Below are 25,122 nucleotides of genomic sequence, written 5' to 3'. Positions count from 1 at the left end.
CAACCACTCTCGCCAACGGAGACGACGGCATGGGCATCAAAGGTTTCGCCTGCACTATCGCGCTGATGGGCCTCATCAGCAGTTTTCCGGCTCATGCCGGTAAAGCCAACGACACCCTGGTTTACGCTTCCGACAGCGAGCCTGAAAACATCAGTCCCTATCACAACGACCTACGCGAAGGCGTGATTCTCGGCCGGCTGATCTGGGACAACCTGATCTACCGCGATCCCAACAGTGGCGAATACAAACCCATGTTGGCCACCCGCTGGACACAGGTCGACGACACCACCATCGACTTTGAGCTGCGCAAAGGCGTCAAATTTCACAACGGCGACGCCTTCACCGCCGACGACGTGGTGTTCACCCTCAATTACGTGGTGTCGCCCGAAGCGAAAGTCGTGACCGTGCAAAACGTGGACTGGATCAAGAGCGCCGAAAAAACCGGTGACTACAGCGTCCGCCTGCATTTGAAGAAGCCCTTCCCTCCGGCGCTGGAATACCTGTCCAACGCCGTTCCGATGTTCCCCAAGCAGTATTTCGAGAAGGTCGGCCTGGCGGAATTCAGCCGCAAGCCAATCGGTACCGGGCCCTATAAAGCGGTGTCGGTGGTGGCTGGCGAAGGCGTGACCATGGAGATCAACAAGGACTACTTCCCGGACAGCCCGCAAGGCAAGCCCCATATCGGCCACCTCAAGTTCCGGGTGATCCCGGATGCCGAAACCCGCCTGGCCGAGTTGATGACCGATGGTGTCGACTGGACCTGGCGTGTGACCCCGGACCAGGCTGTCGATCTCAAAGGTATGTCGAACCTGACCGTGACCAGCGGAGAAACCATGCGCATCGGCTTCCTGATTCTTGATGCGCGAGGCACCTCCACTGAAAACTCGCCGATGAAAAACCTCAAGGTGCGTCAGGCCATCAACCATGCGATCAACCGCAATGCGCTGGCCACGCAATTGGTAGGGGGCGAAGCCAAACCCCTGCAGGTTGCCTGTTATCCAGGCCAGTTCGGCTGCGATACCTCCGCGGCCACGGTCTACAACTACGACCCGGCCAAAGCCAAGGCGCTGCTCGCCGAAGCCGGTTACCCAAATGGCTTCGAGACCGAAATCTTCGCTTATCGCGACCGTGACTACGTCGAAGCCATCATCGGCAACCTGCGCGCCGTGGGCATCAACGCCAAGCTGCGCTTCTTGAAGTACGCCGCCCTGCGCGATCAGCAACGTGGCGGCAAGGTGCCCATGTCGTTTCAGGCCTGGGGCTCGTTCTCGATCCTCGACACCTCGGCGTCGGCCGGCACCTGGTTCAAGGGCAACCCGGACGACAACATCAAGGATCCGCAAGTCCAGGGCTGGCTGCAGACCGCTGACAACGCCCTCGACCCGCAACTGCGCAAGGACAACTACCGCAAGGCGTTGCAGCGCATCAGCGAACAGGCGTACTGGGCGCCGCTGTTCAACTACTCGATGAACTACGCCTACACCTCCGAACTGGCGTTCACGTCGTACCCGGACGAGCTGCCGCGTTTCGTTCAGTCCAGCTGGAAGTAATCCGCAACCGAGCGGATTGATCGAGAGGTGCCGTGGCTTGCGGACCAACCGCACCACGGACACCTCCTCACACCTGCCATCCATTGGATATGAGGAAACTTGCCATGCTTGGATTCCTTCTGCGCCGGCTGGGCATCGCTATTTGCGTGGCCATTACCGTGTCGGTGATCAGCTTTTCCCTGTTGCACCTGTCCGGTGACCTGGCCACGGCCATTGGCGGACCGGAAGCCACCAGCGAACAGATCGAACAGATCCGCGTGCAATACGGTTTGAACAAACCGCTACCGACCCAGTACTTCAACTGGCTGGGCGATTTGATGCGACTGGACTTGGGTAACTCGTTTTTCTTTCAGGAATCGGTCTACAACCTGGTCGCCAGCCGCTTGCCGATCACCCTCGGGTTAGGGGCCCTGGCGCTGGGCATCGCCTTGTTGGTGGCGATTCCACTGGGGGTGCTGGCCGCGGTCAAGCGCGACACCTGGGTCGACCGACTGGCATTGAGCATTGCCGTACTGGGCCAGGCCATGCCCAGCTTCTGGTTCGCGCTGATGTTGATCGTGGTGTTCGCGGTGACACTCAAGTGGCTGCCGGTGTCCGGCAACTCGACCCTGCTGCACTTCGTCATGCCGGCCATTGCCCTGGGCTACTACGCGACGCCGGCGATCATGCGCCTGACCCGCGCCGGCATGCTTGATGTGCTCAGCTCCGATTACATCCGCACCGCCCGCGCCAAGGGCCTGCGCCCTGCCCGCGTGTTGTTCAAGCACGCACTGCGCAACGCCTTGATTCCGGTCGTCGCGCTGGCAGCGGTGGAGTTCGGCTTCATGCTCGGCGGTTCGGTGGTGATCGAAACCGTGTTCTCCCTGCAAGGCATCGGACAACTCGCCTGGGACGCCATCGCCCGTGACGACTTTCCGGTGGTACAGGCCGTGGTCCTGCTGATTGCGGTGATCTACATCATCCTCACCTTGCTGGCCGATGTGCTCAACGCACTGCTCGACCCGCGCATCCGCGTGCGCTAGGAGGCTTACATGAGCATCCCCACGACCCTCGCGATCAATGACTACCTGCCACCCCCCAGCAGCCTGAGCCGAGTCCTTGGCAAGAGCTTTCGCCATCGTGGTTTCGCCATCGGCGCGGTGTTGTTGCTGATCATCTTCACCGGCGCACTCTTCGCCCCGTGGCTGGCGCCTCACGACCCTTATGCGCAAGACGTGATGCTGCGCATGAAACCGCCGGTATGGATGGCCAACGGCACCTGGGAATACGTCCTGGGAACCGACAAGCTGGGCCGTGATTACCTGTCGCGATTGCTCTACGGCGCACGGATTTCGCTGTTCATCGGCATCGCGGCGGCGCTGATTTCCGGCTTTATCGGCACTGTCATGGGGCTGCTGGCGGGTTACTACGGCGGCAAGGTCGATGCGTTTATCAGCTACCTGATCACCACCCGGCTGGCGATGCCCGTCGTGATGGTCGCGCTGGCCTCTGCCTCGTTGATGGGCGGCTCGCTGAAAGTGGTGATCGTGCTGCTCGGCTGCCTGTTATGGGATCGCTTCGCAGTGGTGGTCAGGGCTTCGGTGCAACAGATTCGCGATGCTGAATATGTGGCCTCGGCCCAGGCGCTGGGCTGCTCGACCCTGCGCATCCTGGTCAGTGAAATCCTGCCCAATCTGGTCGGCGCACTGATCGTCGTGGCGACGCTGGAAATGGCCCACGCGATCCTGCTGGAGTCGGCCCTGTCATTCCTTGGGGTTGGCGTGCAGCCACCGACGCCGTCCTGGGGTTTGATGATCGCCGAAGGCAAACCCTACATGTTCTTTTCCCCGTGGGTCATCGCCATTCCCGGCGTCGCCCTGATGATTCTGGTGCTGGGCATCAATCTGGTCGGCGATGGTCTGCGCGATCTGATCCTGCCCGACGGTCGCAACTGATAGACGGCCTTATTGATAGACGGCCTTACTAATAGAGGGTACCGAACATGGCACTACTCCATGTTGAAAACCTGCGTGTGGACATCCCCATGGGCAACAGCCCGACGCCGGATGACATGCTGCATGCCGTGCGCGGTCTGAGCTTTGAAGTCGAACGCGGTGAAATGTTGTGCATCGTCGGCGAATCCGGCTGCGGTAAATCCTTGACGTCGCTGGCGCTGATGGACCTGTTGCCACGCAAGGCCAAACGCACCGCGTCCCGGCTGACACTGGACGGTATCGACATGATCGGCCAGAGCGAGCGGCGCATGTGCGACCTGCGCGGAAACCGTCTGGCGATGATCTTCCAGGAGCCGATGACCTCGCTGAACCCGGCCTACAGCATTGGCGATCAGCTCAGCGAAGTGCTGACTCAGCATCGCAAGGTGTCACGCAAGGATGCCCTGGCTCGCGCCGCGCAAATGCTGGAGAAAGTCGGTATCAGCAATGCCACCGAACGCTTGCGCCAGTACCCGCATCAACTTTCAGGCGGTTTGCGCCAGCGGGTGATCATCGCCATGGCGTTGATGTGCGAACCGGACCTGATCATCGCCGATGAACCCACCACGGCCCTGGACGTGACCATCCAGGCGCAGATCCTGCGCTTGATCCGCGACATTCAGAAAGAACTCGGCCTGGCGGTGATTTTCATTACCCACGACCTTGGGCTGGTGGCACGGATCGCCGATCGGGTTGCGGTGATGTATGCCGGGGAAATCGTCGAAACCGCCCCGGCCCGGCAACTGTTCGAGAACCCGCAGCATCCGTACACCCGTGGTCTGCTGGCCAGTATTCCCATCCCTGGCCGGACCAAACCCGGCGAGGCCCTGGGTTCGATTCCAGGCCTGGTGCCAAGCCTGGTGGGCGAACAGCAGGGTTGTGCGTTCCGCAATCGTTGCGCTCAAGCGATAGCGGCCTGCGCGCAAGACATTCCCGAAATCGAGCAGGAGGGACACATGGCGCGCTGCCTGTTCGCCGCACCGGCTCCGGCACCGATTCGCCTTCTGGAGCGCGCAAGGTCATGAAAAAAGACATCACGTTGGAGCTGTGTGACATCCGTCGCGAGTTTCGAATCAACAAGGGCTTTTTCAAACCCGCCGCCACCCTGAAAGCCGTGGATGGTGTTTCCCTGCGCCTGATGCGTGGCGAGACCCTCGGCCTGGTAGGTGAGTCCGGTTGCGGAAAAAGTACCCTGGCAAAGCTACTGCTCGGTCTGTTGGCGCCGACCAGCGGTGATGTGCTGGTCAACGGCAAACATCTGGCGGCGACGGATCGCAAGGAAATGGCCCGGCACATTCAACCGATATTCCAGGACCCGTATTCCTCGCTGAACCCACGCAAGACACTGCGGGAAATCATTACCCTGCCGCTGATCGTGCATGACATCGGCAGTCCCGCCGAGCGGCGCAAGAAAACCGAAGCGATGCTCGATGTGGTCGGTCTGCCCAAGCGGGTCATCGACAGTTATCCGAGCCAACTGTCCGGCGGCCAACGGCAACGGGTAGCCATTGCCCGGGCGTTGATCATGCGCCCTGACGTGTTGATCTGCGACGAACCCACCTCGGCGCTGGACGTGTCGGTGCAGGCGCAGATTCTCAACCTGCTGCAAGACCTCAAGCGCGAGTTCGGCCTGACCTATCTGCTGATCAGCCACAACCTGGCGGTCATCGAACACCTCGCCGACCGGGTCGCGGTGATGTACTTGGGGCGCATCGTCGAAGAACGTACCCGCGAATCGTTATTCGCTGAACCCGGCCACCCGTATACCCGCGCCTTGCTGGATTCGGTGCTCACCCCCGATCCACGCCTGGGCATTCCCGAAATCGGCCTGCGCGGTTCCTTCCCCAATCCGATGTCACCGCCCTCCGGTTGCGCCTTCCATCCGCGCTGCCCGAGCTGCTTCGCTCCCTGCAAGACGGCCTACCCGGCCAATGATCCGATTATCGGCGGCAATGTGCGTTGCCACCTTCACGACAATCCCGCCCAAACACTGGAGCTCGTCCACTCATGAGTCGTTCACTGGCCATCAGCAACACCACCGAGCAATTTGATAACGGCGCATTTTTCAGTTTGCTCGAACGTAGCGTCGCCTTGCACACCGAAAGCCAGGCAACGGACAGCCGGCCCGAGTTGTATCGCTATCTCCATGAGTTCATCACCCCCCATGTCGAGGCGATGGGCTTCAGCGTCAAGATCTATGACAACCCGGTGGCAGAGCGCGGTCCCTTCATGATCGCCACACGCATCGAACACCCGGAACTGCCGACCGTGCTCAGCTACGGCCACGGTGATGTGGTGCGCGGCTATGAAGCCCAATGGCGTGAAGGCCTGTCGCCATGGCAAGTCATTGCCGAGGGCGATCGCTGGTACGGCCGCGGCACGGCGGATAACAAAGGCCAGCACCTGATCAACCTGACCGCGCTGGAGCAAACGCTCAAGGCTCGCGACGGCAAGCTGGGGTTCAACGTCAAGCTGCTGTTGGAAATGGGCGAAGAAGAAGGCTCGCCGGGCTTGAACGCGTTCTGTGCCGCCCACAGCGAAGAGCTTGCGGCGGATATATTCATTGCCTCGGACGGCCCGCGTCTGGCAGCGTCACGACCGACGATTTTTCTCGGCTCACGGGGGGTGTTCAACTTCGAGCTGGTGGTCAATCTGCGTGAAGGCGCCCATCACTCTGGCAACTGGGGCGGGCTGCTGGCCAACCCCGGGATCATTCTGGCCAATGCCATCGCGAGCATGGTCGATGAACACGGTCGGGTGAAAGTGGCGGGGCTGATGCCCGCGACACTGCCTGAGCCGGTTCGCCAGGCACTGGCCGATATTGACGTCGGCGGTGGACCGGGCGATCCGGAAATCGACGCCAACTGGGGCAACCCCGAGCTATCCCTGAGCGAAAAGGTGTTCGGCTGGAACACCCTCGACGTCATCGCCTTCAAGACCGGCAACCCGGACGCCCCCGTGCATGCGATCCCCGGCAAGGCCAATGCCCACTGCCATATCCGTTTCGTGGTGAACAGCGACTACACGACCTTTATCCCGGCTGTGCGTGCCCACCTGGATGCTCATGGTTTCAGCCATGTCGAGGTCAAGCAAAGCCACGTCGAGGTGATGCATGCCACTCGGCTGGACCCGCAAAGCCCGTGGGTCAATTGGGCACTCGGCTCCTTGGCCCAGACCACCGGGAAAAAACCCGCGTTGTTGCCAAACCTCGGTGGCTCGCTGCCCAACGATGTGTTCGCCGACGTGCTCGGCCTACCAACCTTGTGGGTGCCGCACTCGTACCCGGCCTGCTCGCAACATGCGCCGAACGAGCACTTGCTGGCACCGGTGGTCAAGGAAAGCCTGCAAATCATGGCCGGGCTGTTCTGGGACCTGGGCAACGACGCGGCACGCCTGGCCCAGGAACATCAGTTGCGGGAGCAGGCGCAATGAGCGCCACGGCACAACAGGCGCTGGACTGGCTTGCCGACCAGCGCCCCGCCATGGAAGCGCTGCTGCAGCGTATCGTCGACACCGACTCCAACAGCTATGACAAAGCCGGCGTCGACGCGGTGGGGGCACTGCTTGCGGCAGAACTGGAAGCCGACGGCATCCTGCTCAAGCGCATGCCGGTCAATGGTTTTGGCGACGTGATGCTCGCCGAAGTGCCAGGCGAACCTGGAAAGCCGGTGTTGCTGCTGGGCCATCGCGACACAGTGTTCCCCAAAGGCACCACCGCGACGCGCGGCTACAGCCGCGATGGCGACCTCGCCTATGGCCCCGGCGTCGCCGACATGAAAGGCGGCCTGGTGCTCAATTGCTTCGCCCTCAAGGCACTCAAGCGCGCCGGCCAGTTGCCCTATCCGGTGCAGGTCCTGTACACCGGTGACGAAGAAATCGGCTCCGGCAGCGCCAGGCCCCATATCGAACAGGCAGCCCGTGCCGCCCGCGCCGTGCTCAATACCGAACCCGGCCGGGCCAGTGGTAACGTGGTCAGCGCACGCAAAGGCGGTGCCACGCTGATCATCGAAGTCAGCGGCCGTGCGGCGCATGCCGGGGTCAACCATGCCGACGGCGCCAGCGCCATCGAGGCCCTGGCACGCAAGATCGTCAAGCTCCATGCCTTGACCGATTACCCGGCAGGCATCACCACTAACGTTGGCCTGATATCCGGTGGCACGTCCAGCAACACCGTCGCACCGAGCGCCTCGGCCCGGCTGGACGTGCGCTTCATCGAACTCAAGCACTGGGACCGGATCCTTACCGCAATCCTGGGCATCGTCGCCGAAGAAGAACTGATCGGCACCCACGCCATCCTCAAGGAAGCGACCACCTTTCTCCCGATGGAGGCCCGTCACAGCGAACGATTGCTGCACATCTACCAACAAAAGGCCCTGGCCCTGGGTTTCAGCGTCGAAGGCGAGTTCACCGGCGGTTGTGCCGACTCCGGGTTCACCGCCAGCCTGGGCGTTCCAACCCTGTGTGGCCTCGGGCCGGTGGGGGGCAAGGTTCATACCGATCGTGAATATCTGGAACTGGACACGCTGGTGCCTCGCGCCCAGGCGTTGGTGGCGACCATCCTGGCTGTTGGCAAGAGCCGTTGAGCTAACGGGGCGTCGAGATCAAAGTCCAAAGCAAGAACAAGAGCGGGACACATGTCCAACCTCTATGTAGCTCTACCACCGCTATCGCGAGCAAGCTCGCTCCCATAGGGGGTTGCGGGTGTTCACAACATTTGCACACGACGCAAAAACCTGTGGGAGCGAGCTCGCGATAGCGGCGGCTCAGGCGACGTCAATGTTGATTGTGTAACCGCCATCCCAAGCCAACTCACTCATACCTTGACTCCAAACCGATCACAAATCCGCACACCAGACAAAATCCCGTTAGTCGCCACCCCCCGCCATGCATTAAAGTAACGCCCCCAGCCCCGGCGTTATCCGAACGCCTGGGGCCACCCTTTCCAGGAACAGTCATCGATGGAACATCGTGAAGCGCTGCTTGCGCTGCGAACCTTTCTTTCAACGCAGATTCTCGGCCAGGAAAAACTCATCGAGCGCCTGCTCATCGCCTTGCTCGCCGACGGTCATATGCTGGTGGAAGGCGCGCCTGGGCTGGCCAAGACCAAGGCCATCAAAGAGCTGGCCGAGGGCATCGAAGCGCAGTTCCATCGTATCCAGTTCACCCCTGACCTGCTGCCCGCCGACATTACCGGCACGGAAATCTATCGGCCGGAAACCGGCAGTTTCGTGTTCCAGCAAGGGCCGATTTTCCATAACCTGGTGCTGGCGGACGAAATCAACCGCGCCCCGGCCAAGGTCCAGTCGGCCCTGCTCGAAGCCATGGCCGAGCGCCAGGTCAGTGTCGGGCGCAGCACGTATGAACTGTCGCCGCTGTTCCTGGTGATGGCCACGCAGAACCCGATCGAGCAGGAAGGCACCTACCCGCTGCCCGAAGCCCAGCTCGACCGATTCCTGATGCACGTCAAGATCGGTTTTCCCGATGCTGCCGTGGAACGCCGCATCCTCCAGCAGGCCCGGGGTGAAGCGCTGAACGGCGAGACCAAGCCCGAGCGCCGCGTGAGCCAGCAGGCGATCTTCTCCGCACGCAAGGAAATCCTCGGGTTGTACATGGCCGACGCCGTGGAGGAGTACCTGGTGCAACTGATCATGGCCACCCGCAACCCGGCCAAGTTCGATCCGGAAATGGCCGAATGGATTGCCTACGGCGCCAGTCCGCGGGGTTCCATCGCCCTTGATCGCTGTGCCCGTGCCCATGCCTGGCTGGCCGGGCGTGACTTTGTCAGCCCGGAAGATATCCAGGCCGTGCTGTTCGACGTGCTGCGCCATCGCATCATTCTGTCGTTCGAAGCCGAGGCCGCCGGCATCGACCAGGACCGGGTCGTGCAGCGGATTCTCGACGTCGTCGCTGTCGCTTGAGCATGCGTCATGAATAACCCCCTGGCGCCCGCACCGGGCATCCGCGTCAGCCTTTCGGAGCTGATCGAGATGCGCCATCGCGTGCGCGAGGTGCAACTGTTCTCGACACCGGGCCAGCGCAGCCCGCTGATCGGCCTGCACCACTCCAAGCTGCGCGGGCGCGGGGTCGATTTCGACCAGGTGCGGGTCTACCAGGCCGGCGACGACGTGCGCACCATTGACTGGCGCGTCACCGCCCGGACCCAGGAGCCTCACACCAAGCTGTTCCACGAAGAGCGGGAGCGGCCGATCTTCATCATGATCGAGCAAAGCCACCGGCTGTTCTTCGGCTCGGGGCTGATGTTCAAGTCGGTACTCGCCGCCCAGGCCGCCAGCCTGATCGGCTGGGCCGCGCTGGGGCACAACGACCGGGTCGGCGGTCTGGTGTTCGGCAACAACACCCATTACGAGGTCAAGCCGCGGCGCAGCAAACAGAGCCTGTTGCAATTGCTCAACCGGCTGGTGCGGGTCAATCAGTCACTGCACACCGAGGGCGAGCCGGACCGCGACTCGTTCGGCATCGCCCTGCGCCGGGCCCGGGAAGTGCTGCGGCCCGGCAGCCTGGTGATCGTGATTTGCGACGAGCGTGCGTTGTCCGACACCGCCGAACAGCAACTGAGCCTGCTGTCGCGCCATTGCGACCTGTTGCTGCTGCCGCTGTCGGACCCGCTGGATCACGCCTTGCCCGCCGCCGGCTTGCTGCGCTTCGCCCAGCGTGGCGCGCAGTTGGAGCTCGACACCCTGAATTTCGAACTGCGCCAGGCCTATCGCGCCCAGGCCGAGGCACGCCAGGCGCGTTGGGAATTGCTGGCGCAAAAGCTGCGAATCCTGATGATGCCCCTGAGTACCCAGGGCGACATGGTCGAGCAGTTGCGCGAATACCTGAACCCCAAGCGGGCCGGGAAAAGCCGATGAGCAGTCTCGATCAATTGCAGCCGCTGATGGCGCCACCGCCCATTGGTTTCTGGCCGCCCGCGCCAGGCTGGTGGTTGCTACTGCTGCTGTTGCCATTGCTGGGCCTGGGGCTGTGGCAATTGCGCCGGTTCATTCCCGCCAAGCGCACCACCGTCCGCAGCGAGCAACCCCTGGACCCGGTGCGCCTGGCCGCCCTGGCCGAACTCGCCCAGCTGCCCAAGCCCTACGACGGCGCGCCGGCCGGTGCCTGGTTGCAGCAACTCAACGGGCTGCTCAAGCGCCTGTGTCGCAACCACTACCCCTACAGCCAGAGCCACACCCTCAACGGGCGCAAATGGCTGGCCTTCCTGGATAACCGTTGCCCGGCCGCCGGCCTGACGCGCTGGATGGTACTGGTGGAAGGCGCCTACAAGCCCGAATGCAAGCTCGACGACAAAGCCATCGCCGGCCTGACCCAGGCGGTCGAAATCTGGATTCGCAAACATGTTTGAATTCGCCTGGCCGTGGGTGTTCGCCCTCTTGCCGCTGCCCTGGCTGATGCGCCTGGTACTGCCGGCGGCCGACAGCGGCGAGCCGGCGCTCAAGGTCAGCTTCCTCGACGACCTGGAAGGCCTGGTGGGCCGTCGAGCCCGGGCCAATCTGCCGACCTGGCGGCAACAGGCGCCCTTTATCCTGCTCTGGCTGCTGTTGCTGATCGCCGCTGCACGACCGCAGTGGCTGGGGGAACCGCTGCCCATTGCCGCCAGCGGTCGCGACCTGCTGGTGGCGGTGGACGTCTCGGGCTCCATGGACTTTCCCGACATGCAGTGGAAGGACGAAGAAGTCAGTCGCCTCGCGCTGGTCCAGCACATGCTCGGGGATTTTCTCGAAGGCCGCGAAGGAGACCGGGTCGGCCTGATCCTGTTCGGCAGCCAGGCCTACTTACAGGCGCCGCTGACCTTCGACCGCCGCACCGTGCGTCGTTGGCTCGACGAGGCGCGCATCGGCATCGCCGGCAAGAATACCGCCATCGGCGACGCCATCGGCCTGGCCCTCAAGCGCCTGCGCCAGCGTCCGGCCCACAGTCGCGTACTGATCCTGGTCACCGACGGCGCCAACAACGGCGGCGAAATCGACCCGCTGACCGCCGCGCGGCTGGCCGCCGACGAAGGCGTGAAAATCTACCCGATCGGCATTGGTGCCGACCCGGAACAAAGTGGCACGGCGGGCTTCCTCGGCGTCAACCCGAGCCTGGACCTCGACGAACCGTCCCTCAAGGACATTGCCCAGGTCACAGGCGGTCGCTATTTTCGTGCCCAGGATGGTGAGCAATTGCTGGCGATCAAAAGCACCCTCGACCAGCTCGAACCGGTGACCCAGCAACCGACCCAGGCGCGCCCTGCCCTGGCGCTGTATCACTGGCCCCTGGCCGTTGCGCTGCTGTTGAGCATATTGCTGGTGGCCCGGGCGCGCTGGCCGGACAACCCACTGCAACGTCTGTTCAACCAGCCGTTGTTCCAGCCGTCCCAACATACCGAGTGGCGCCAGCGGCTCAAGCGCCTGCGCTTGCGGAGGCGTCGATGATCGCCCTCTGGCCGCACTGGCTGCGCCCCTGGTTCGTGTTGCTGCTGCCGTTGCTCGGCTGGTTGCTCTGGCAACTGTGGCACCGGCAGAAACGGGTGGGCCGCTGGCAGATGATCCTGCCGCCAGCCTTCCACGCCGTACTGCTCAGTGGCGGCAGTGGCCGGGAAAGCCGGCTGCCATGGATTGCCCTGGGCCTGGGCTGGCTGTTGATCGTGCTGGCGTTGCTGGGGCCAAGCTGGGCGCGGGTCGAACAGACCAGCCAGAAACCCGCCGATCCGCTGATAGTGATACTGGAACTGACCCCGGAAATGCTCGCCACCGATGTCCCGCCCACGCGCCTGGAACAGGCCCGGCGCAAGGTGCTGGACCTGTTGCAGAACCGCAGCGATGCCCAGACCGCGATCATCGTCTATGCCGGCAGCGCCCACACGCTGGTGCCGCTGTCCGACGACCTGGCCACCAGCACCAACCTGCTCGAAGCCCTCGCGCCGTCGATCATGCCTCAAAGCGGCCATCGCGCCGACCTGGCCGTTCATAAAGCCATGGCCCTGCTGGACCAGGGTGAACTCGGCCACGGCCGGATCCTGCTGATCGGCTCGTCGTTGAACGAACAGGAGCGTGAAGGCATCCGCCAAGTCCTGGACGGTTCCGCTACACAATGGCTGATGCTGGGCATCGGTACCCGCGAAGGCGCACCGGTGGCCCAGGAAGATGGCAGCTACCTCAAGGATGCCCAGGGTTCGATTCTGGTACCGCGCCTGGACAGCCCGGGCCTCAAGGCCTTCGCCAACGAGCTGGACGGCCGCTACCGACCCGCGCGGCTGGACGACAGCGATCTGCGCGGCCTGGGTCTGCTGGACGGTCCTCGCCATCTGCGCAGCGACGGCCAGACGTTGCGCCTGGACACCTGGGCCGACCAGGGTTACTGGCTGCTCCTGCCCTTGTTGCTGCTGGCCGCTTGCGCCGGGCGTCGAGGCTGGCTGTTCTGCCTGCCGCTGCTTTTCGTCTTGCCGCAAACCGGCCACGCTTTCGAATTCCAGGACCTGTGGTTGCGCCCCGACCAACAGGGCCAGCACTTGCTCAAGCAAAAGCGCCCCGCCGAAGCCGCCGTCCACTTCGAAGACAGCCAATGGCAAGGCGTCGCCCTGTACGAAGCCGGCCAATACAGCGAAGCCGCCCGGCGCTTCGCCGAAGGCAACGACGCCCGTGCCCACTACAATCGTGGCAACGCCCTGGCCCGCAGCGGTGAGCTGGAAGCCGCACTGGATGCCTATGAACAAGCCCTGGAATTGCAACCCGACCTGCGCCCGGCCCAGACCAACAAGGCCCTGGTGCAGAGCCTGTTGAACGAACAGGCGCCACCGACGCCAGAGCCCAAGCCCGCCGAACGCGAGGAACCGGGCCAGGGCGAACAAACGCCGGATAGCACTTCGACGAGTCAATCTTCCGAAGCAGGCCAACCCTCCGCCGAGACAACCTCGACACCGGACGAATCCCAGCCGCCACGGACCGCACAAGCGCCCACCGCCCAGGATGTGCCGGGCAGCGAGCTGCCTGACGAGCAGACCACCACGCCGCCGCTGCGTCCCGCCGCCGGCCAGCGCAATGAAGAAGAACAACGCCAGGCCATGGAACAATGGCTGCGCCAGATCCCGGACAATCCCGGCGAGCTGCTCAGGCGTAAATTCTGGTATGAACAGCAAAGCCATCAGGCCCAGGGAAAAACCCCATGACCCGCTTCACCGCCTACCTCCTCGTCTTGCTGCTCTGGGCCTCTGGAAGCCAGGCTGCACAGCTGACGGCCAGTGTGGACCGCAGCCGCCTGAACTCCGGGGAAACGGTGGAGCTGACCCTGGAATCCAACGACGCCACGCTGTTCGGCAAACCCGACCTGGGCCCGCTCCAGGCCTTGTTCGATGTGCGCGGCACCCGTCAGGTCAACCAGTTGACGACCCTCGACGGCGAGAACCGCGCCACCACCCGCTGGATCGTCACCCTGCTGCCGCGCCAAAGCGGTACCGTGATCATTCCCCCGCTGCAACTGGGCGAAGTGACCAGCCAGCCGATCACCTTGCAAGTCATCGAAAGCGAAACCCGCAATGCGTCCGGGACCTTGGCACCGGTGTTCATCGAGGCCAGCCTCGACCAGACCCAGGTGTATGTGCAGGCCCAGGCAATCCTGACGCTGCGCATCTACCATTCGGTGTCGCTGTACGACGACAGCAGCCTGACGCCGCTGCACATCCCCGATGCCCGCACCGAACAATTGGGCGAATCGCGCACCTATGAAAAGGTCATCAACGATGTGCGCCACGGCGTGATCGAACTGCGTTATGGCATCTACCCGCAGCGCAGCGGCGAACTGACGATCCCGGCGCAGACCTTCAGCGCCACCCTGGTCGAACCGGTGGCCCAGGACGCCGCCCCTTCCGGCCCCAAGCCCGGTCAATTGATGCGGGTAAGCTCCGAGCTCCTGCAACTGAGCGTCAAGCCCAAGCCCGCCAGCTACCCGGCCGACGTGCCTTGGTTACCGGCACGCAGCCTGTCCTTGAGCGAGAGCTGGAGCCCGGAACCGACCCACAGCCAGGTGGGCGACTCCCTGACCCGCAGCCTGACCCTGGAAGCCGAAGGCCTGGCCAGCGCCCAATTACCACCGTTGCCGGCCACCGAGATCAATGGCCTGCGACGTTATCCGGACCAGCCGGTACTCAGCAGCCGCAGCAGTGAACGCGGGCTGGTGGGCAGCCGCGAAGACCGCGAGGCGCTGGTGCCCAACCGTAGCGGCACCATCGAGTTGCCACCGGTGGAAGTGGTCTGGTGGAACACCCTGGAAGATCACCTGGACCGCACCAGCCTCCCGGCGCGAACCCTGCAGGTGGCGAACAATCCGAGCCTGATGGTGGATACGCCCGCCGGCACGGCGCAGATCGTGACAACAGTCGACAGCGAGACCCTGTGGTATTGGCAACTGAGCAGCCTGATCCTGGCCTGCACGACGCTGCTCGGCTTTGGCTTGTGGTGGCGCGCCCGCTGGCAGCCGGCCATCCTGCGCTCGACCCAGGCCGGACCGAGCCCGCGCACTCTGCTGGACGACCTCAAGCGCACCTGCCTGGCCAACGACCCCCACGCCACCCGCCAGGCCCTGGATGCCTGGGCCCGCCAGCAACCGGAAACCCTGGCCGACATGGCGGCGCGTTTCGTGCCGCTGTCCGATGCCCTGGACGGCCTCAACGGCGCGCTCTACAGCGAGACCGGCCAGCATTGGCAAGGCGAAGACCTGTGGCGCGCCATCCGCACCATCCCGCCCACCGAAGGGGCGCAAGCCTCGGCCAGTGATTCCGGGTTACCGCCGTTGTACCCCAAGTAACTCACGCATTGATGCAGAGAAATAAACCCAGCCACAGTACCTGTGGCGAGAGGATTTATCCCCGCTGGGCCGCGAAGCGGCCCCAACACTGTCGACGCCATCAAACAGACAAATGGAGAGGTAGGATTCCAAGGCTGCTTCGCAGCCTATCGGGGATAAATCCCCTCGCCACAGAGTTGACTCCAGACTTGATCGGTACATCCAACGAAGTTGAACAAGTCCTCCCCCCCGTTTCCCAGTAAACTCTCCTTCTTTTAGCCGCCCTTCTCTTCATCGCGGCCACCATCTGTTTTCTGGAGTTTGCCTTGCGTCTGTTTCACACCTCCGACTGGCACCTGGGGCAAAACCTGCACGGTCAGGAACGGGATTTCGAACACGCCTGTTTCCTCGACTGGCTGCTGCGTCAGCTGACCCACGAAAAACCCGACGTGCTGCTGATCGCCGGCGACATCTTCGACACCGTCAACCCGCCGGTCAAAGCCCAGGAGCGGCTCTACGACTTCATCGTCAGCGCCCATGAGCAAAACGCCAACCTGACCATCGTGATGATCGCCGGCAACCATGACTCCGGCTCGCGAATCGAGCTACCTGCACCGCTGATGCGCCGCTTGCGCACCCACGCTCTGGGCCGGGTGCTGTGGCTGGACGACGGCCAACTGGACGTCGAGCGCCTGTTGTTGCCATTGCCCGATGCCAAGGGCAAGGTCAAGGCGTGGTGCCTGGCCCTGCCGTTCCTGCGTCCCGCCGAAGTCACCGGCGCGCAACTGGGCGACGACTACCTGCGGGGTATCGGCCAGGTGCATGAGTGGCTGATCGCCGCGGCCAACAGCAAGCGCAAGAAAGGCCAGGCGCTGATTGCCATCAGTCATGCGCACATGGCCGGCGGTTCGGTGTCCGAGGACTCCGAGCGCAGCCTGATCATCGGCAACGCCGAGGCCCTGCCCGCCAGCCTGTTCGGCCCGAGCATCAGCTATGTCGCCCTCGGCCACTTGCACAAACCGCAGAAGGTCAACGGCGAAGAGCGCATCCGCTACAGCGGCTCGCCGATCCCGCTGTCATTCTCGGAAATTGGCTACCAGCATCAGATTCTCGACATCACCCTGGACGGCGAAACCCTGGTCAAGGTCGAGCCGCGCCTGATTCCCCGGGCCGTCAACCTGCAACGCCTGGGCCCGGCTCCCCTGGCCGATATCCTTGGGCAACTCAAGGAGCTGCCCGACATCGACCTGCTGGCCGACATCCAGCGCCAACCCTGGCTGGAAGTGCGGGTGCGCCTCGACGAACCGCAGCCGGACCTGCGCCACCAGGTCGAAACCGCACTGCAAGGCAAGGCCGTGCGCCTGGTACGGATCGCCGCCGAGTACGCCGGCAACGGTGGCGCCGGCAGTGCCGATGACGGCAGCGCGCTGGTGGAACTGGATCAACTCAGCCCGCAGGAACTGTTCAGCCGCGCCTGGCAGGACACCTATGGCAACGAAGTGGATGAACAGACCCTCAAGGACTTTGCCGTGCTGTTGCAAGACGTTCAGATGGAGAGCGAGCAACCATGAAGATCCTCGCGATCCGCCTGAAAAACCTGGCGTCCCTGGCCGGGCCGTTTGAAATCGATTTCACCGCAGAACCCTTGGCCAGCGCCGGCCTGTTCGCCATTACCGGCCCAACCGGCGCCGGCAAGAGCACGCTGCTCGACGCCTTGTGCCTGGCGCTGTTCGGCGCTGTGCCGCGCCTCAACAATACCGGGCGCGATGCCAAGGTGCCGGACGTCGATGGCGAGATTGCCACGGGCGATCCGCGCACGCTGCTGCGCCGTGGCACCGGCGATGGCTTTGCCGAAGTGGATTTTCGCGGCATCGACGGACGCCGCTACCGGGCCCGCTGGGAAGCCAATCGCGCCCGGGAAAAGGCCGGCGGCAAATTACAAGCCAGCCGCCAGAGCCTGCGGGACCTGGACAACGATCAACTGTTGGCGAGCCAGAAAGGCGAATACAAGACCCAGCTCGAAGCCGCCCTGGGGCTGAACTTCGAGCAGTTCACCCGTGCCGTGTTGCTGGCCCAGAGCGAGTTCAGCGCGTTCCTCAAGGCCGATGACAACGACCGCAGCGAACTGCTGGAAAAACTCACCGACACCGCCCTGTATACCCGCCTCGGCCGCCGCGCCTTCGACAAAGCCAAGCAAGCCAAGGAAAACCACAAACAGCTGCAGGACCAGGCCACCGGTGTCACCCCGCTGCCCCCCGAAGCCCGGGCCGAGCTCGACCAGCGCTTCAACGACGCCCAGCAACAACTCAAGGCCCAACAGGCGCAACTCAAGCAACTGGAGCAGCAACACACCTGGCTGCGTGACCTGCGCCAATTGCAGGATGAACACGCCAGCGCCGCCGAACAGCTGCAACAGGCCCAGGCCGATTGGCACGTCCTGGCCGACGAACGCCTGAAACTGACCCGCCTGGAACAACTGGCGCCCCAGCGCCATCAGTTCATCCGCCAGGCGGAGCTGAGCCGACAACTTGACCCCTTGGCCGCGCAGATCCAGCAGCTCACCCAGCAACAAATCGACCTGCACCAACAGCAAGCCGAACTGGAAAAGGGCCTGGGCGTCACGCAACTGGCATTGGCCGCGGCCCGGCAACAAAGCAGCGACAACGCGCCGTTATTGCGCCAGGCTTTCGAGGAACAAAGCACCCTCGCCCGCCTCGTCAGGGACGCCAGCCAGGCCGCCGAGCATCAGGACCAGGCGCAACAGGCCTGCACCGAAGGCCAGCGCGCCATCGACACCTTGCTCGAACAGCAAAAACAAGTGGCCGAGCGCTTGCAGCGAATCGCCGGCGAGCTTGAACAAAGCACGCACCTGGCACCGCTGAGCGACGCCTGGAACGCCTATCGCGATCGCCTCCAACAACTGATGCTGATCGGCAATCGCCTGAACCAGGGCCAGGCCGAACTCTCCATGCTGGAGCAAGGCGCCGCCCGTGCCGCCGAGGAACTGGCCAGCCGCCGACAAGACCTCGAGGTGCTGTACAAGGAAGCCGGCGCCGAGCCGGAGGCCGTGGCTGAACAGATCCAATTGCTCGGCACCCTGCTGCAAGACAACCGCAAGCAACTGCGTGCCTTCGAAGACCTGACCCGGTTGTGGGCCAGTCAGCAAGAGCTGGACAACCGGGGTGCCGAGCTTGAGCGACGCCAACAACAGGCGTTGCAGGAACGTGACCGCCTGGTGCGTGAGGGTGGCGAAGCCAAGGCCGAGCTGACCATCGCCGAACAGACCCTGACCGTGACCCGCGAACTGCTAGAGCGCCAGCGCCTGGCCCGCAGCGAAAGCGTCGAACAGCTGCGCGCACAGTTGCAGGACGAGCAGCCCTGCCCGGTGTGTGGCAGCGTCGAGCATCCTTATCATCAGCCCGAAGCCCTGCTGGAAAACCTCGGACGCTTCGATGAAGCCGAAGAGGCCAACGCCCGCAAAGCCGTCGAGCGACTCAATGAAACAGTCATCGACCTGCGGGCGCAATACAGCGGGGTCATTGCCCAGCTCAAGGAACTCAAGCAACAACAGGAACAGCTTACCAGCCAGCAACAGAGCCTGGCCCCCAGCCTGGAAGCCCACCCGTTGTCAGCGCAACTGCTGGCCCAGGATGCGAGCAAGCGCGACGCCTGGCTGACCCAACAGAACAGCCAATTGCACCTGCGCATCGGCCAGGACGAACAACGCCAAGCCGCCCTGCTGACCCTGCAGCAGGACGCCGCACGCATGGGCCAGCGCTTGCGCGAGGCCGAAACGGCCAGCCAGCAGGCGTCACACCACCTAGGCAACCAGCAACAAGCACTGGCCCGCGACCGCCAGCGCCTGGACGAGGAACTGAACCACTTCAGCACCCTGCTGCCGGCGGACACCTTGCAGGCCTTGCGCAACGAGCCCGCCGCGACCTTCCTGCAGCTCGACCAACAGATTGCCCAACGCCTGGAACAACTGGAACAGCAGCGCGACGAACTGGACGAACAACGCCAGCGCCAGCAGACCCTGGAGAAAGAGCAGGACCGCCAGCAAACCCGCGCCCAGCAACTGGAAGCGGCCCGCCTGCAATTCAGCGCCCTGAGCGAGCAACAGCTGGCCTGCCAGGAGAAACTCGCGCAACTGCTCGGCGAGCACCTCAGCGCCGAACAATGGCAACAACAACTCGACCAGCGCCTGGAACAGACCCGGGAGGCCGAGGCGACGGCCAATCAGCAGTTGCAGCAAGTGCGCAACAGCCTTGTGCAACTGGCCGCCGAACTCAAGGCCCGCCAGGAACAGGCGCAGTCCCTGGACCACGAACTTCAGGCGTTGACCACAGGTATCGCGCAGTGGCGCACCGGCCATCCTGAACTGGACGATGCTGCCCTCGAAGCGCTGCTCAGCCTGGACGAGCAACACCTCGGTCAGTTGCGCCAGCGCTTGCTCAACAGCGAAAAAGCCATCGAACAGGCCAGCGTATTGCTCACCGAACGCGAGCAGCGCCTGCACAACCACCAGGCCCAGCACAACGGCAACCTGGCGCCCGAGCGACTCGCCGAAGCCCTCGCCGAACTGCAAACTCAATTCGCCGTCAGCGAACAGCGTTGCGCCGAACTGCGTGCCGAACAGGCCGAGGACCAGCGCCGGCAGAACGCCAACCAAGCCCTGGCCCAGCAAATCGAACAGGCCTACGCCGAATACCAGCGCTGGGCACGCCTCGATGCCCTGATCGGTTCGGCTACCGGCGACCGCTTCCGCAAGCTGGCCCAGGCCTACAACCTCGACTTGCTGGTGCATCACGCCAATGCCCAACTGCGGCAACTGGTGCGCCGCTATCGGCTCAAGCGTGGCGGCAGCATGCTCGGTCTGCTGGTGATGGACACGGAAATGGGGGATGAACTGCGCTCCGTGCATTCGTTGTCCGGCGGCGAAACCTTCCTGGTCTCCCTCGCCCTGGCCTTGGGCCTGGCCTCGATGGCGTCCAGCACATTGAAGATCGAATCGCTGTTCATCGACGAAGGCTTCGGCAGCCTCGATCCCGAATCGCTGCAACTGGCGATGGACGCCCTCGACGGCTTGCAGGCCCAAGGCCGCAAGGTCGCGGTGATTTCCCACGTGCAGGAAATGCACGAGCGGATCCCGGTGCAGATCCAAGTGCGACGCCAGGGCAACGGGTTGAGCACGGTGGAAGTGAAATGAGCCGCGCCACGCTCTATTCCTTCCGCCGCTGCCCCTACGCGATGCGGGCGCGCATGGCCTTGCGCTACAGCGCGGTCGACATGGCGATTGTCGAAGTCAGCCTGAAAGCCAAGCCAGACGAGATGCTCGCCCTCTCCAGCAAAGGCACGGTGCCGGTGCTGCAGGTCGATGGCCGGGTGATCGATGAAAGCCTGGAGATCATGAACTGGGCCTTGGCCCAGCACGACCCGCAAGACTGGAGGCTACTGGACGACCCCGAAGGCCAGGCATTGACGGCGGCGTTGATCGAGGAAAACGACCAGGTGTTCAAGTTGCACTTGAATCGCTACAAGTACCCCGAGCGCTACCCCGAGCACCCGAAGGAGCATTACCGCAGCCAGGGCGAAGACTTTCTGCGCCGCCTGGAGGTACTGCTAGAAACCCGACCGTTTCTGGCAGCTGAGCACCAGAGCCTGGCAGACGTGGCAGTGATGCCCTTCATACGGCAATTCGCCCACGTCGACCGCGACTGGTTTGCCCAGGCGCCCTATCCCCGGCTACAGGATTGGTTGCAGAGGTTCCTGGCGTCCGAGCTGTTTGTGGCGATCATGGCCAAGTAACGCCCTGCACAAAACCCTTGTGGCGAGGGGATTTATCCCCGCTGGGCTGCGCAGCAGCCCCAAAGCGACCAACTCGCTGTGTCAGGTTGATCAGGTTGCCTTTGAGGGGGCTGCTGCGCAGCCCAACGGGGATAAATCCCCTCGCCACAAAAGCAACCAGCCCCTGCCCCTATCAATCGTGCAGAAAACTCAGCAATCGCTCACGCGCCACTTCCAACTCACCAGTATCCGGTTGGGCCGCCGAGACAATCGGCGTGGAGTAGAGAAACAGCAACATCACTGCCAGACGCATTGCCATGGTGTCGATCCTTGTCCGCAAAGGAGTCAATTTGTCAGCGTCAAATTTAAACACATGGCCAAGTGATATTACAGCTGGATTTTTCCAGAAACGGCGAAGCCTGCGATCTTTTCTCTTTCACCCGGTGTTCAGTGAAGATGAAAAGATCGCAGGCTTCAGGCGTTGCGCGAGATTTCAGTGTTGGGTCTTGTGGTCCAGCGCCGCATAGAAGTTGGCGCTTTGTTGCAGGTATTTCTCGGTGTAGCTCTGGGTACGGTTTTTCTTGTCACTGATCTCCACATTGGCACTGGCGGGCAGCGCCACGGTGGCAGAGATGGCGGAAGCGGCGATCACGGAGAAAAGATTCAGATTCATGGCGGTAGACCTCGGATTCAGTTGGCTGACTTGCCCGGTTGGGCCGTGGAGCAAACTTACGCGCCGAGGCGTCTCGCTTTGAAATGCTTTGTAGTACTAGCGAATATCAGTCTCGTTGATACAACGGCGCAGGCCTTGAAAAACAAGGCCTGCGGTCTATTGACGCAGCATGAACTTCAAGTCGCTCGGCGCATCCATCGGCATTTTCTGCACGGTTTTACCCAGCAGGCCGGTCTTCGGATCGCGCTCGACCACCACGATCTGGTTGCTCTTCTGATTGGCAATCAGCAGGAATTTCCCGCTCGGGTCGAGGCTGAACTCCCGCGGATGATCGCCTTCGACCGAGCGCCGCTGCAGCTCTTTGAGCGTGCCCGCAGCCGGGTCAATGGCGAACACCAGCACTTCATTGGTGGTGCCACGGTTACTGACGTAGAGGAACTTGCCGTCCCTGGAAGCATGCAGCGCAGCCGCCGCCCTGCCCGGCTGGGGTTTGCCGGCGGCCAGGTCGACCAGTTGGCGCTGGGTCAGGCGGCCGTCCTGGTAATCGAACACCGCCACTTGCGCGGTCATTTCCATGGTCAGCCAGGCGTGCTTGCCGTCAGCGCTGAACAGCAGGTGACGCGGTCCGCTGCCGGGTGGCAATTGCACGAAGGCCGGCTCGGCGGCAGTCAGCGGCAGCTCGGGATTGGCCTTGGGGTCGTAGCGGTAGATGAACACCTTGTCCGCCCCCAGGTCGTTGGCGAACACGTACTTGCCATCGGGCGACGAGACCGCCGAGTGCACGTGGGCCGACATCTGCCGCTCGGGATTGACCCGGCTCGGTTGATGGCTGCTCAACTGCACCACCGGCGACAGCTTGCCGTCGGCGCCCACCGGCAATACCGCCAGGGTGCCGCCCGGGTCTTCCACGACCGAATAGTTGCTGACCAGCAGATGCCGGCCATCGCCGCTGAGGCTGGAATGGGTCGGCTCGTTGCCCAGGGACTGCACTTGATTGATCAGGCTCAGTTCATGGGTCTTCGGGTCAATGGCGTAGCTGCTGACCTTGCCCACCGGGTCTTTCTGGCCCGGCCCGTTTTCATTGACCACGAACAGCCGGGTCATGTCCTTGGAAAGGGTCAGCCACGACGGGTTGTCCGTCTTGATCACTTGCAAGGGATTGGCGTCGATCTGGCCGGTACGGCTGTCGAACTGCAACCGGTAGATACCCTGGCTCTGGCCGGCGGTGTAGGACCCCACCAGCAGTTGATGACGCTCTTCGGTGTCCGCCTGGACGCCCATGGCGCCCAGGCTGCTGGCCATCAACAGCGGCCAGAGACTACGCATTTTCATCTTCGTCGTCCTCATCGTCGTGGCCGCTGGTGGCGTCCACGCATTCCAGACGGTGGTCACCGGAATCACTGGTGATGATCCAGTGATTCGAAGCCTTGTCGAACGTTGCGGCCTGCATTTGCGCCAGCGTGAAACGCCAGCGCTCGAGGGTACGGCCGTTCATGCACTCGACGTGCAGTTGGTCCTGCTCGTCGAGCTCAAAATTGAATGCGTGCAGCCCGTCGATAATCAGCATGTCGCAGGAGTCGAGGGCAAGCAGCAGGGGGTCGGTTACGGCAGTCATGGTGATCAGTCGGTCTTTGGGAAAGTAGCCATGATAACCCAATGGGCGAGTGGACCTTGGGCCATCACTTCAGAAGCGATGTTGACCGGGCGATCGCCATCGCGAGCAAGCTCGCGATGGCGGCAGTCCATCAAACCTCAATGCAACTGCCCCTCCGCGATCAGAGCGCCTCGCGCCCCGGCACCCCATCCACCAACCGCAGGATTCCCAACGGGTTGGCGTTCTTCAGCGGCTCCGGCAGCAGGCTGTCGGGATAGTTCTGGAAGCACACCGGGCGCAGGAAGCGATCGATCGCCAATGTGCCCACCGAGGTACCCCGGGCATCGGACGTCGCCGGGTAAGGCCCGCCGTGGACCATCGAATCACACACCTCGACCCCGGTCGGATAACCGTTGAGCAGGATGCGGCCGACCTTCTGTTCCAGGAGCGGTGTCAATTCGCTGAACCGTTCGAAATCCGCCGGCTCGCCAATCATCGTCGCGGTCAGTTGGCCGTGCAGGCCGTTCAGCGCGGCGGTCAGTTGCACCTGGTCCGCCACTTCGACAAACACCGTGGTCGGGCCGAACACCTCTTCTTGCAGCGCCTCGTCACCGTTGATCAGCAGGCTGGCATCAGCCTTGAACAGCTGCGGCTGGGCCTGGTTGCCCTGCTGCTCGCGCCCGGCCAGGTGTTCAATGCCCGGGTGAGCCAGCAATTTCTGCAGGCCCTTGCCGTAGCTTTGCAGCGTGCCGGCGTTGAGCATGGTCTGGGGCGCCTGGTCGCCGATCAGCGCGGCCACTTGCTGGGTGAAGGCGGTGAACTGCGGCGAACGAATGCCGATCACCAGGCCCGGGTTGGTACAGAACTGACCGCAGCCCTGCACCACCGAGGCGGTCAAGTCGCGAGCGACGCTCTCGGCGCGGGTTTCCAGGGCTTGCGGCAACACGATCACCGGGTTGATGCTCGACATTTCGGCGAACACCGGAATCGGCTGCGGCCGTGCGGCCGCCATGTCGCACAGGGCACGCCCGCCCTTGAGAGAACCGGTGAAACCCACGGCCTGGATCGCCGGATGCTTGACCAGCCATTCGCCGACACCACCGCCGTAGATCATGTTGAACACGCCAGCCGGCATCGCGGTTTTTTCCGCCGCGCGAATGATCGCATCGGCCACGTGCTCGGCGGTCGCCATGTGGCCGCTGTGGGCCTTGAACACCACTGGGCAACCGGCCGCCAGGGCCGACGCCGTGTCGCCACCGGCGGTGGAGAATGCCAGGGGGAAGTTACTGGCGCCGAACACCGCCACCGGCCCCAGGCCGATGCGGTACTGCCGCAGGTCCGGACGCGGTAACGGCGTGCGCTCAGGCAATGCCCGGTCGATGCGTGCACCGTAGAAATCGCCTCGACGCAAGACCTTGGCGAACAGGCGCATCTGGCCGCTGGTGCGACCGCGCTCGCCCTGGATCCGTGCCGCCGGCAGCGCGGTTTCACGGCAGACCACGGCCACGAATTCATCGCCCAAGGCGTCCAGTTCATCGGCAATGGCCTCGAGGAACTCGGCCCGGCGCACCGCGCTCAGGCTCCGGTAGGCCTGATAAGCCGCAGCCGCAGCCTTGGCGGCCGCATCGACTTCTTCGGCCGTGGCCTGGATGAAATCATGGGGCAAGGCCTCGCCAGTGCTGGCGTCGACGCTTTGCAGGCGGGTCTGGCCGGCCGCGCTGCGCGCCCCGCCGATGTAGTTGTGGCCAAGGATCTGGTTCATCG

General features: G+C 63.4%; 21 protein-coding genes. 16 read left to right on the top strand and 5 right to left on the bottom strand.

The window, feature by feature from the left end; translation table 11 throughout:
- Positions 1 to 29 precede the first annotated feature (29 nt).
- The 16 genes from BM317_RS09825 to BM317_RS09750 all read left to right on the top strand — a co-directional run bounded on the left by BM317_RS09825 (position 30) and on the right by BM317_RS09750 (position 21,112).
- Complete coding sequence (locus tag BM317_RS09825) at positions 30 to 1,550, top strand: ABC transporter substrate-binding protein (RefSeq protein WP_092474130.1); 1,521 nt, start codon at positions 30 to 32, stop codon at positions 1,548 to 1,550.
- Between the two features lie 104 nt (positions 1,551 to 1,654).
- Positions 1,655 to 2,572 carry an ABC transporter permease gene (locus BM317_RS09820; protein ID WP_092474128.1) on the top strand — a complete coding sequence of 306 codons (918 nt, stop codon included), beginning with the start codon at positions 1,655 to 1,657 and terminating at the stop codon, positions 2,570 to 2,572.
- A gap of 9 nt (positions 2,573 to 2,581) precedes the next feature.
- Positions 2,582 to 3,484, top strand: a complete 903-nt coding sequence (locus BM317_RS09815; RefSeq protein WP_092474126.1) for an ABC transporter permease — start codon at positions 2,582 to 2,584, stop codon at positions 3,482 to 3,484.
- A gap of 47 nt (positions 3,485 to 3,531) precedes the next feature.
- Positions 3,532 to 4,548: an ABC transporter ATP-binding protein gene (locus BM317_RS09810; protein WP_092474124.1), complete on the top strand. Its 1,017-nt coding sequence runs from the start codon at positions 3,532 to 3,534 to the stop codon at positions 4,546 to 4,548.
- Positions 4,545 to 5,534: an ABC transporter ATP-binding protein gene (locus tag BM317_RS09805; protein ID WP_092474122.1), complete on the top strand. Its 990-nt coding sequence runs from the start codon at positions 4,545 to 4,547 to the stop codon at positions 5,532 to 5,534. Before BM317_RS09810 ends, BM317_RS09805 begins: the two co-directional genes overlap by 4 nt.
- Entirely contained in the window at positions 5,531 to 6,955 is a 1,425-nt protein-coding gene (locus BM317_RS09800; protein WP_092165404.1) for a M20 family metallopeptidase, read from the top strand. Before BM317_RS09805 ends, BM317_RS09800 begins: the two co-directional genes overlap by 4 nt.
- Positions 6,952 to 8,106: a M20 family metallopeptidase gene (locus BM317_RS09795; RefSeq protein WP_092474120.1), complete on the top strand. Its 1,155-nt coding sequence runs from the start codon at positions 6,952 to 6,954 to the stop codon at positions 8,104 to 8,106. The genes BM317_RS09800 and BM317_RS09795 overlap by 4 nt, the downstream gene beginning before the upstream one ends.
- A gap of 375 nt (positions 8,107 to 8,481) precedes the next feature.
- Positions 8,482 to 9,441, top strand: a complete 960-nt coding sequence (locus tag BM317_RS09790) for an AAA family ATPase (protein WP_039589986.1) — start codon at positions 8,482 to 8,484, stop codon at positions 9,439 to 9,441.
- Between the two features lie 9 nt (positions 9,442 to 9,450).
- Entirely contained in the window at positions 9,451 to 10,395 is a 945-nt protein-coding gene (locus tag BM317_RS09785) for a DUF58 domain-containing protein (protein WP_092165402.1), read from the top strand.
- Positions 10,392 to 10,886, top strand: a complete 495-nt coding sequence (locus BM317_RS09780; protein WP_092474118.1) for a DUF4381 domain-containing protein — start codon at positions 10,392 to 10,394, stop codon at positions 10,884 to 10,886. Before BM317_RS09785 ends, BM317_RS09780 begins: the two co-directional genes overlap by 4 nt.
- Positions 10,879 to 11,958 (top strand): vWA domain-containing protein, encoded by a 1,080-nt coding sequence (locus BM317_RS09775; protein ID WP_092165400.1) that lies wholly within the window; start codon positions 10,879 to 10,881, stop codon positions 11,956 to 11,958. Before BM317_RS09780 ends, BM317_RS09775 begins: the two co-directional genes overlap by 8 nt.
- Positions 11,955 to 13,691 (top strand): tetratricopeptide repeat protein, encoded by a 1,737-nt coding sequence (locus BM317_RS09770; protein ID WP_092474116.1) that lies wholly within the window; start codon positions 11,955 to 11,957, stop codon positions 13,689 to 13,691. Before BM317_RS09775 ends, BM317_RS09770 begins: the two co-directional genes overlap by 4 nt.
- Positions 13,688 to 15,325: a BatD family protein gene (locus BM317_RS09765; RefSeq protein WP_092474114.1), complete on the top strand. Its 1,638-nt coding sequence runs from the start codon at positions 13,688 to 13,690 to the stop codon at positions 15,323 to 15,325. Before BM317_RS09770 ends, BM317_RS09765 begins: the two co-directional genes overlap by 4 nt.
- Positions 15,326 to 15,630: 305 nt before the next feature.
- Positions 15,631 to 16,875 carry an exonuclease SbcCD subunit D C-terminal domain-containing protein gene (locus BM317_RS09760; protein ID WP_092165397.1) on the top strand — a complete coding sequence of 415 codons (1,245 nt, stop codon included), beginning with the start codon at positions 15,631 to 15,633 and terminating at the stop codon, positions 16,873 to 16,875.
- Positions 16,872 to 20,513, top strand: coding sequence for an AAA family ATPase (locus tag BM317_RS09755; protein ID WP_092474112.1), 3,642 nt, complete (start codon positions 16,872 to 16,874; stop codon positions 20,511 to 20,513). Before BM317_RS09760 ends, BM317_RS09755 begins: the two co-directional genes overlap by 4 nt.
- The gene (locus BM317_RS09750) at positions 20,510 to 21,112 is read left to right on the top strand and encodes a glutathione S-transferase (RefSeq protein ID WP_092474110.1); all 603 of its coding nucleotides are present in this window, start codon (positions 20,510 to 20,512) and stop codon (positions 21,110 to 21,112) included. Before BM317_RS09755 ends, BM317_RS09750 begins: the two co-directional genes overlap by 4 nt.
- Before the next feature lie 172 nt (positions 21,113 to 21,284).
- Here BM317_RS09750 and BM317_RS31055 read toward each other — a convergent pair whose 3' ends face one another.
- The 5 genes from BM317_RS31055 to BM317_RS09730 all read right to left on the bottom strand — a co-directional run bounded on the left by BM317_RS31055 (position 21,285) and on the right by BM317_RS09730 (position 25,120).
- Positions 21,285 to 21,410 carry a hypothetical protein gene (locus tag BM317_RS31055; protein ID WP_256573475.1) on the bottom strand — a complete coding sequence of 42 codons (126 nt, stop codon included), beginning with the start codon at positions 21,408 to 21,410 and terminating at the stop codon, positions 21,285 to 21,287.
- Between the two features lie 174 nt (positions 21,411 to 21,584).
- The gene (locus tag BM317_RS09745) at positions 21,585 to 21,764 is read right to left on the bottom strand and encodes a hypothetical protein (RefSeq protein ID WP_092165391.1); all 180 of its coding nucleotides are present in this window, start codon (positions 21,762 to 21,764) and stop codon (positions 21,585 to 21,587) included.
- Between the two features lie 156 nt (positions 21,765 to 21,920).
- Positions 21,921 to 23,096: a lactonase family protein gene (locus BM317_RS09740; RefSeq protein WP_092165389.1), complete on the bottom strand. Its 1,176-nt coding sequence runs from the start codon at positions 23,094 to 23,096 to the stop codon at positions 21,921 to 21,923.
- Positions 23,083 to 23,379 (bottom strand): DUF5629 family protein, encoded by a 297-nt coding sequence (locus tag BM317_RS09735; protein ID WP_170842262.1) that lies wholly within the window; start codon positions 23,377 to 23,379, stop codon positions 23,083 to 23,085. Before BM317_RS09735 ends, BM317_RS09740 begins: the two co-directional genes overlap by 14 nt.
- 160 nt (positions 23,380 to 23,539) lie before the next feature.
- The gene (locus BM317_RS09730) at positions 23,540 to 25,120 is read right to left on the bottom strand and encodes an aldehyde dehydrogenase (NADP(+)) (protein WP_092474108.1); all 1,581 of its coding nucleotides are present in this window, start codon (positions 25,118 to 25,120) and stop codon (positions 23,540 to 23,542) included.
- Positions 25,121 to 25,122 lie beyond the last annotated feature (2 nt).

Origin of the sequence: Pseudomonas sp. NFACC24-1, assembly GCF_900115235.1 — a bacterium.
Taxonomy (GTDB): Bacteria; Pseudomonadota; Gammaproteobacteria; order Pseudomonadales; family Pseudomonadaceae; genus Aquipseudomonas; species Aquipseudomonas fluorescens_AA.
The sequence above is the reverse complement of the archived record's forward strand: the minus strand, read 5'-3'. Positions and strand labels throughout refer to the sequence as shown.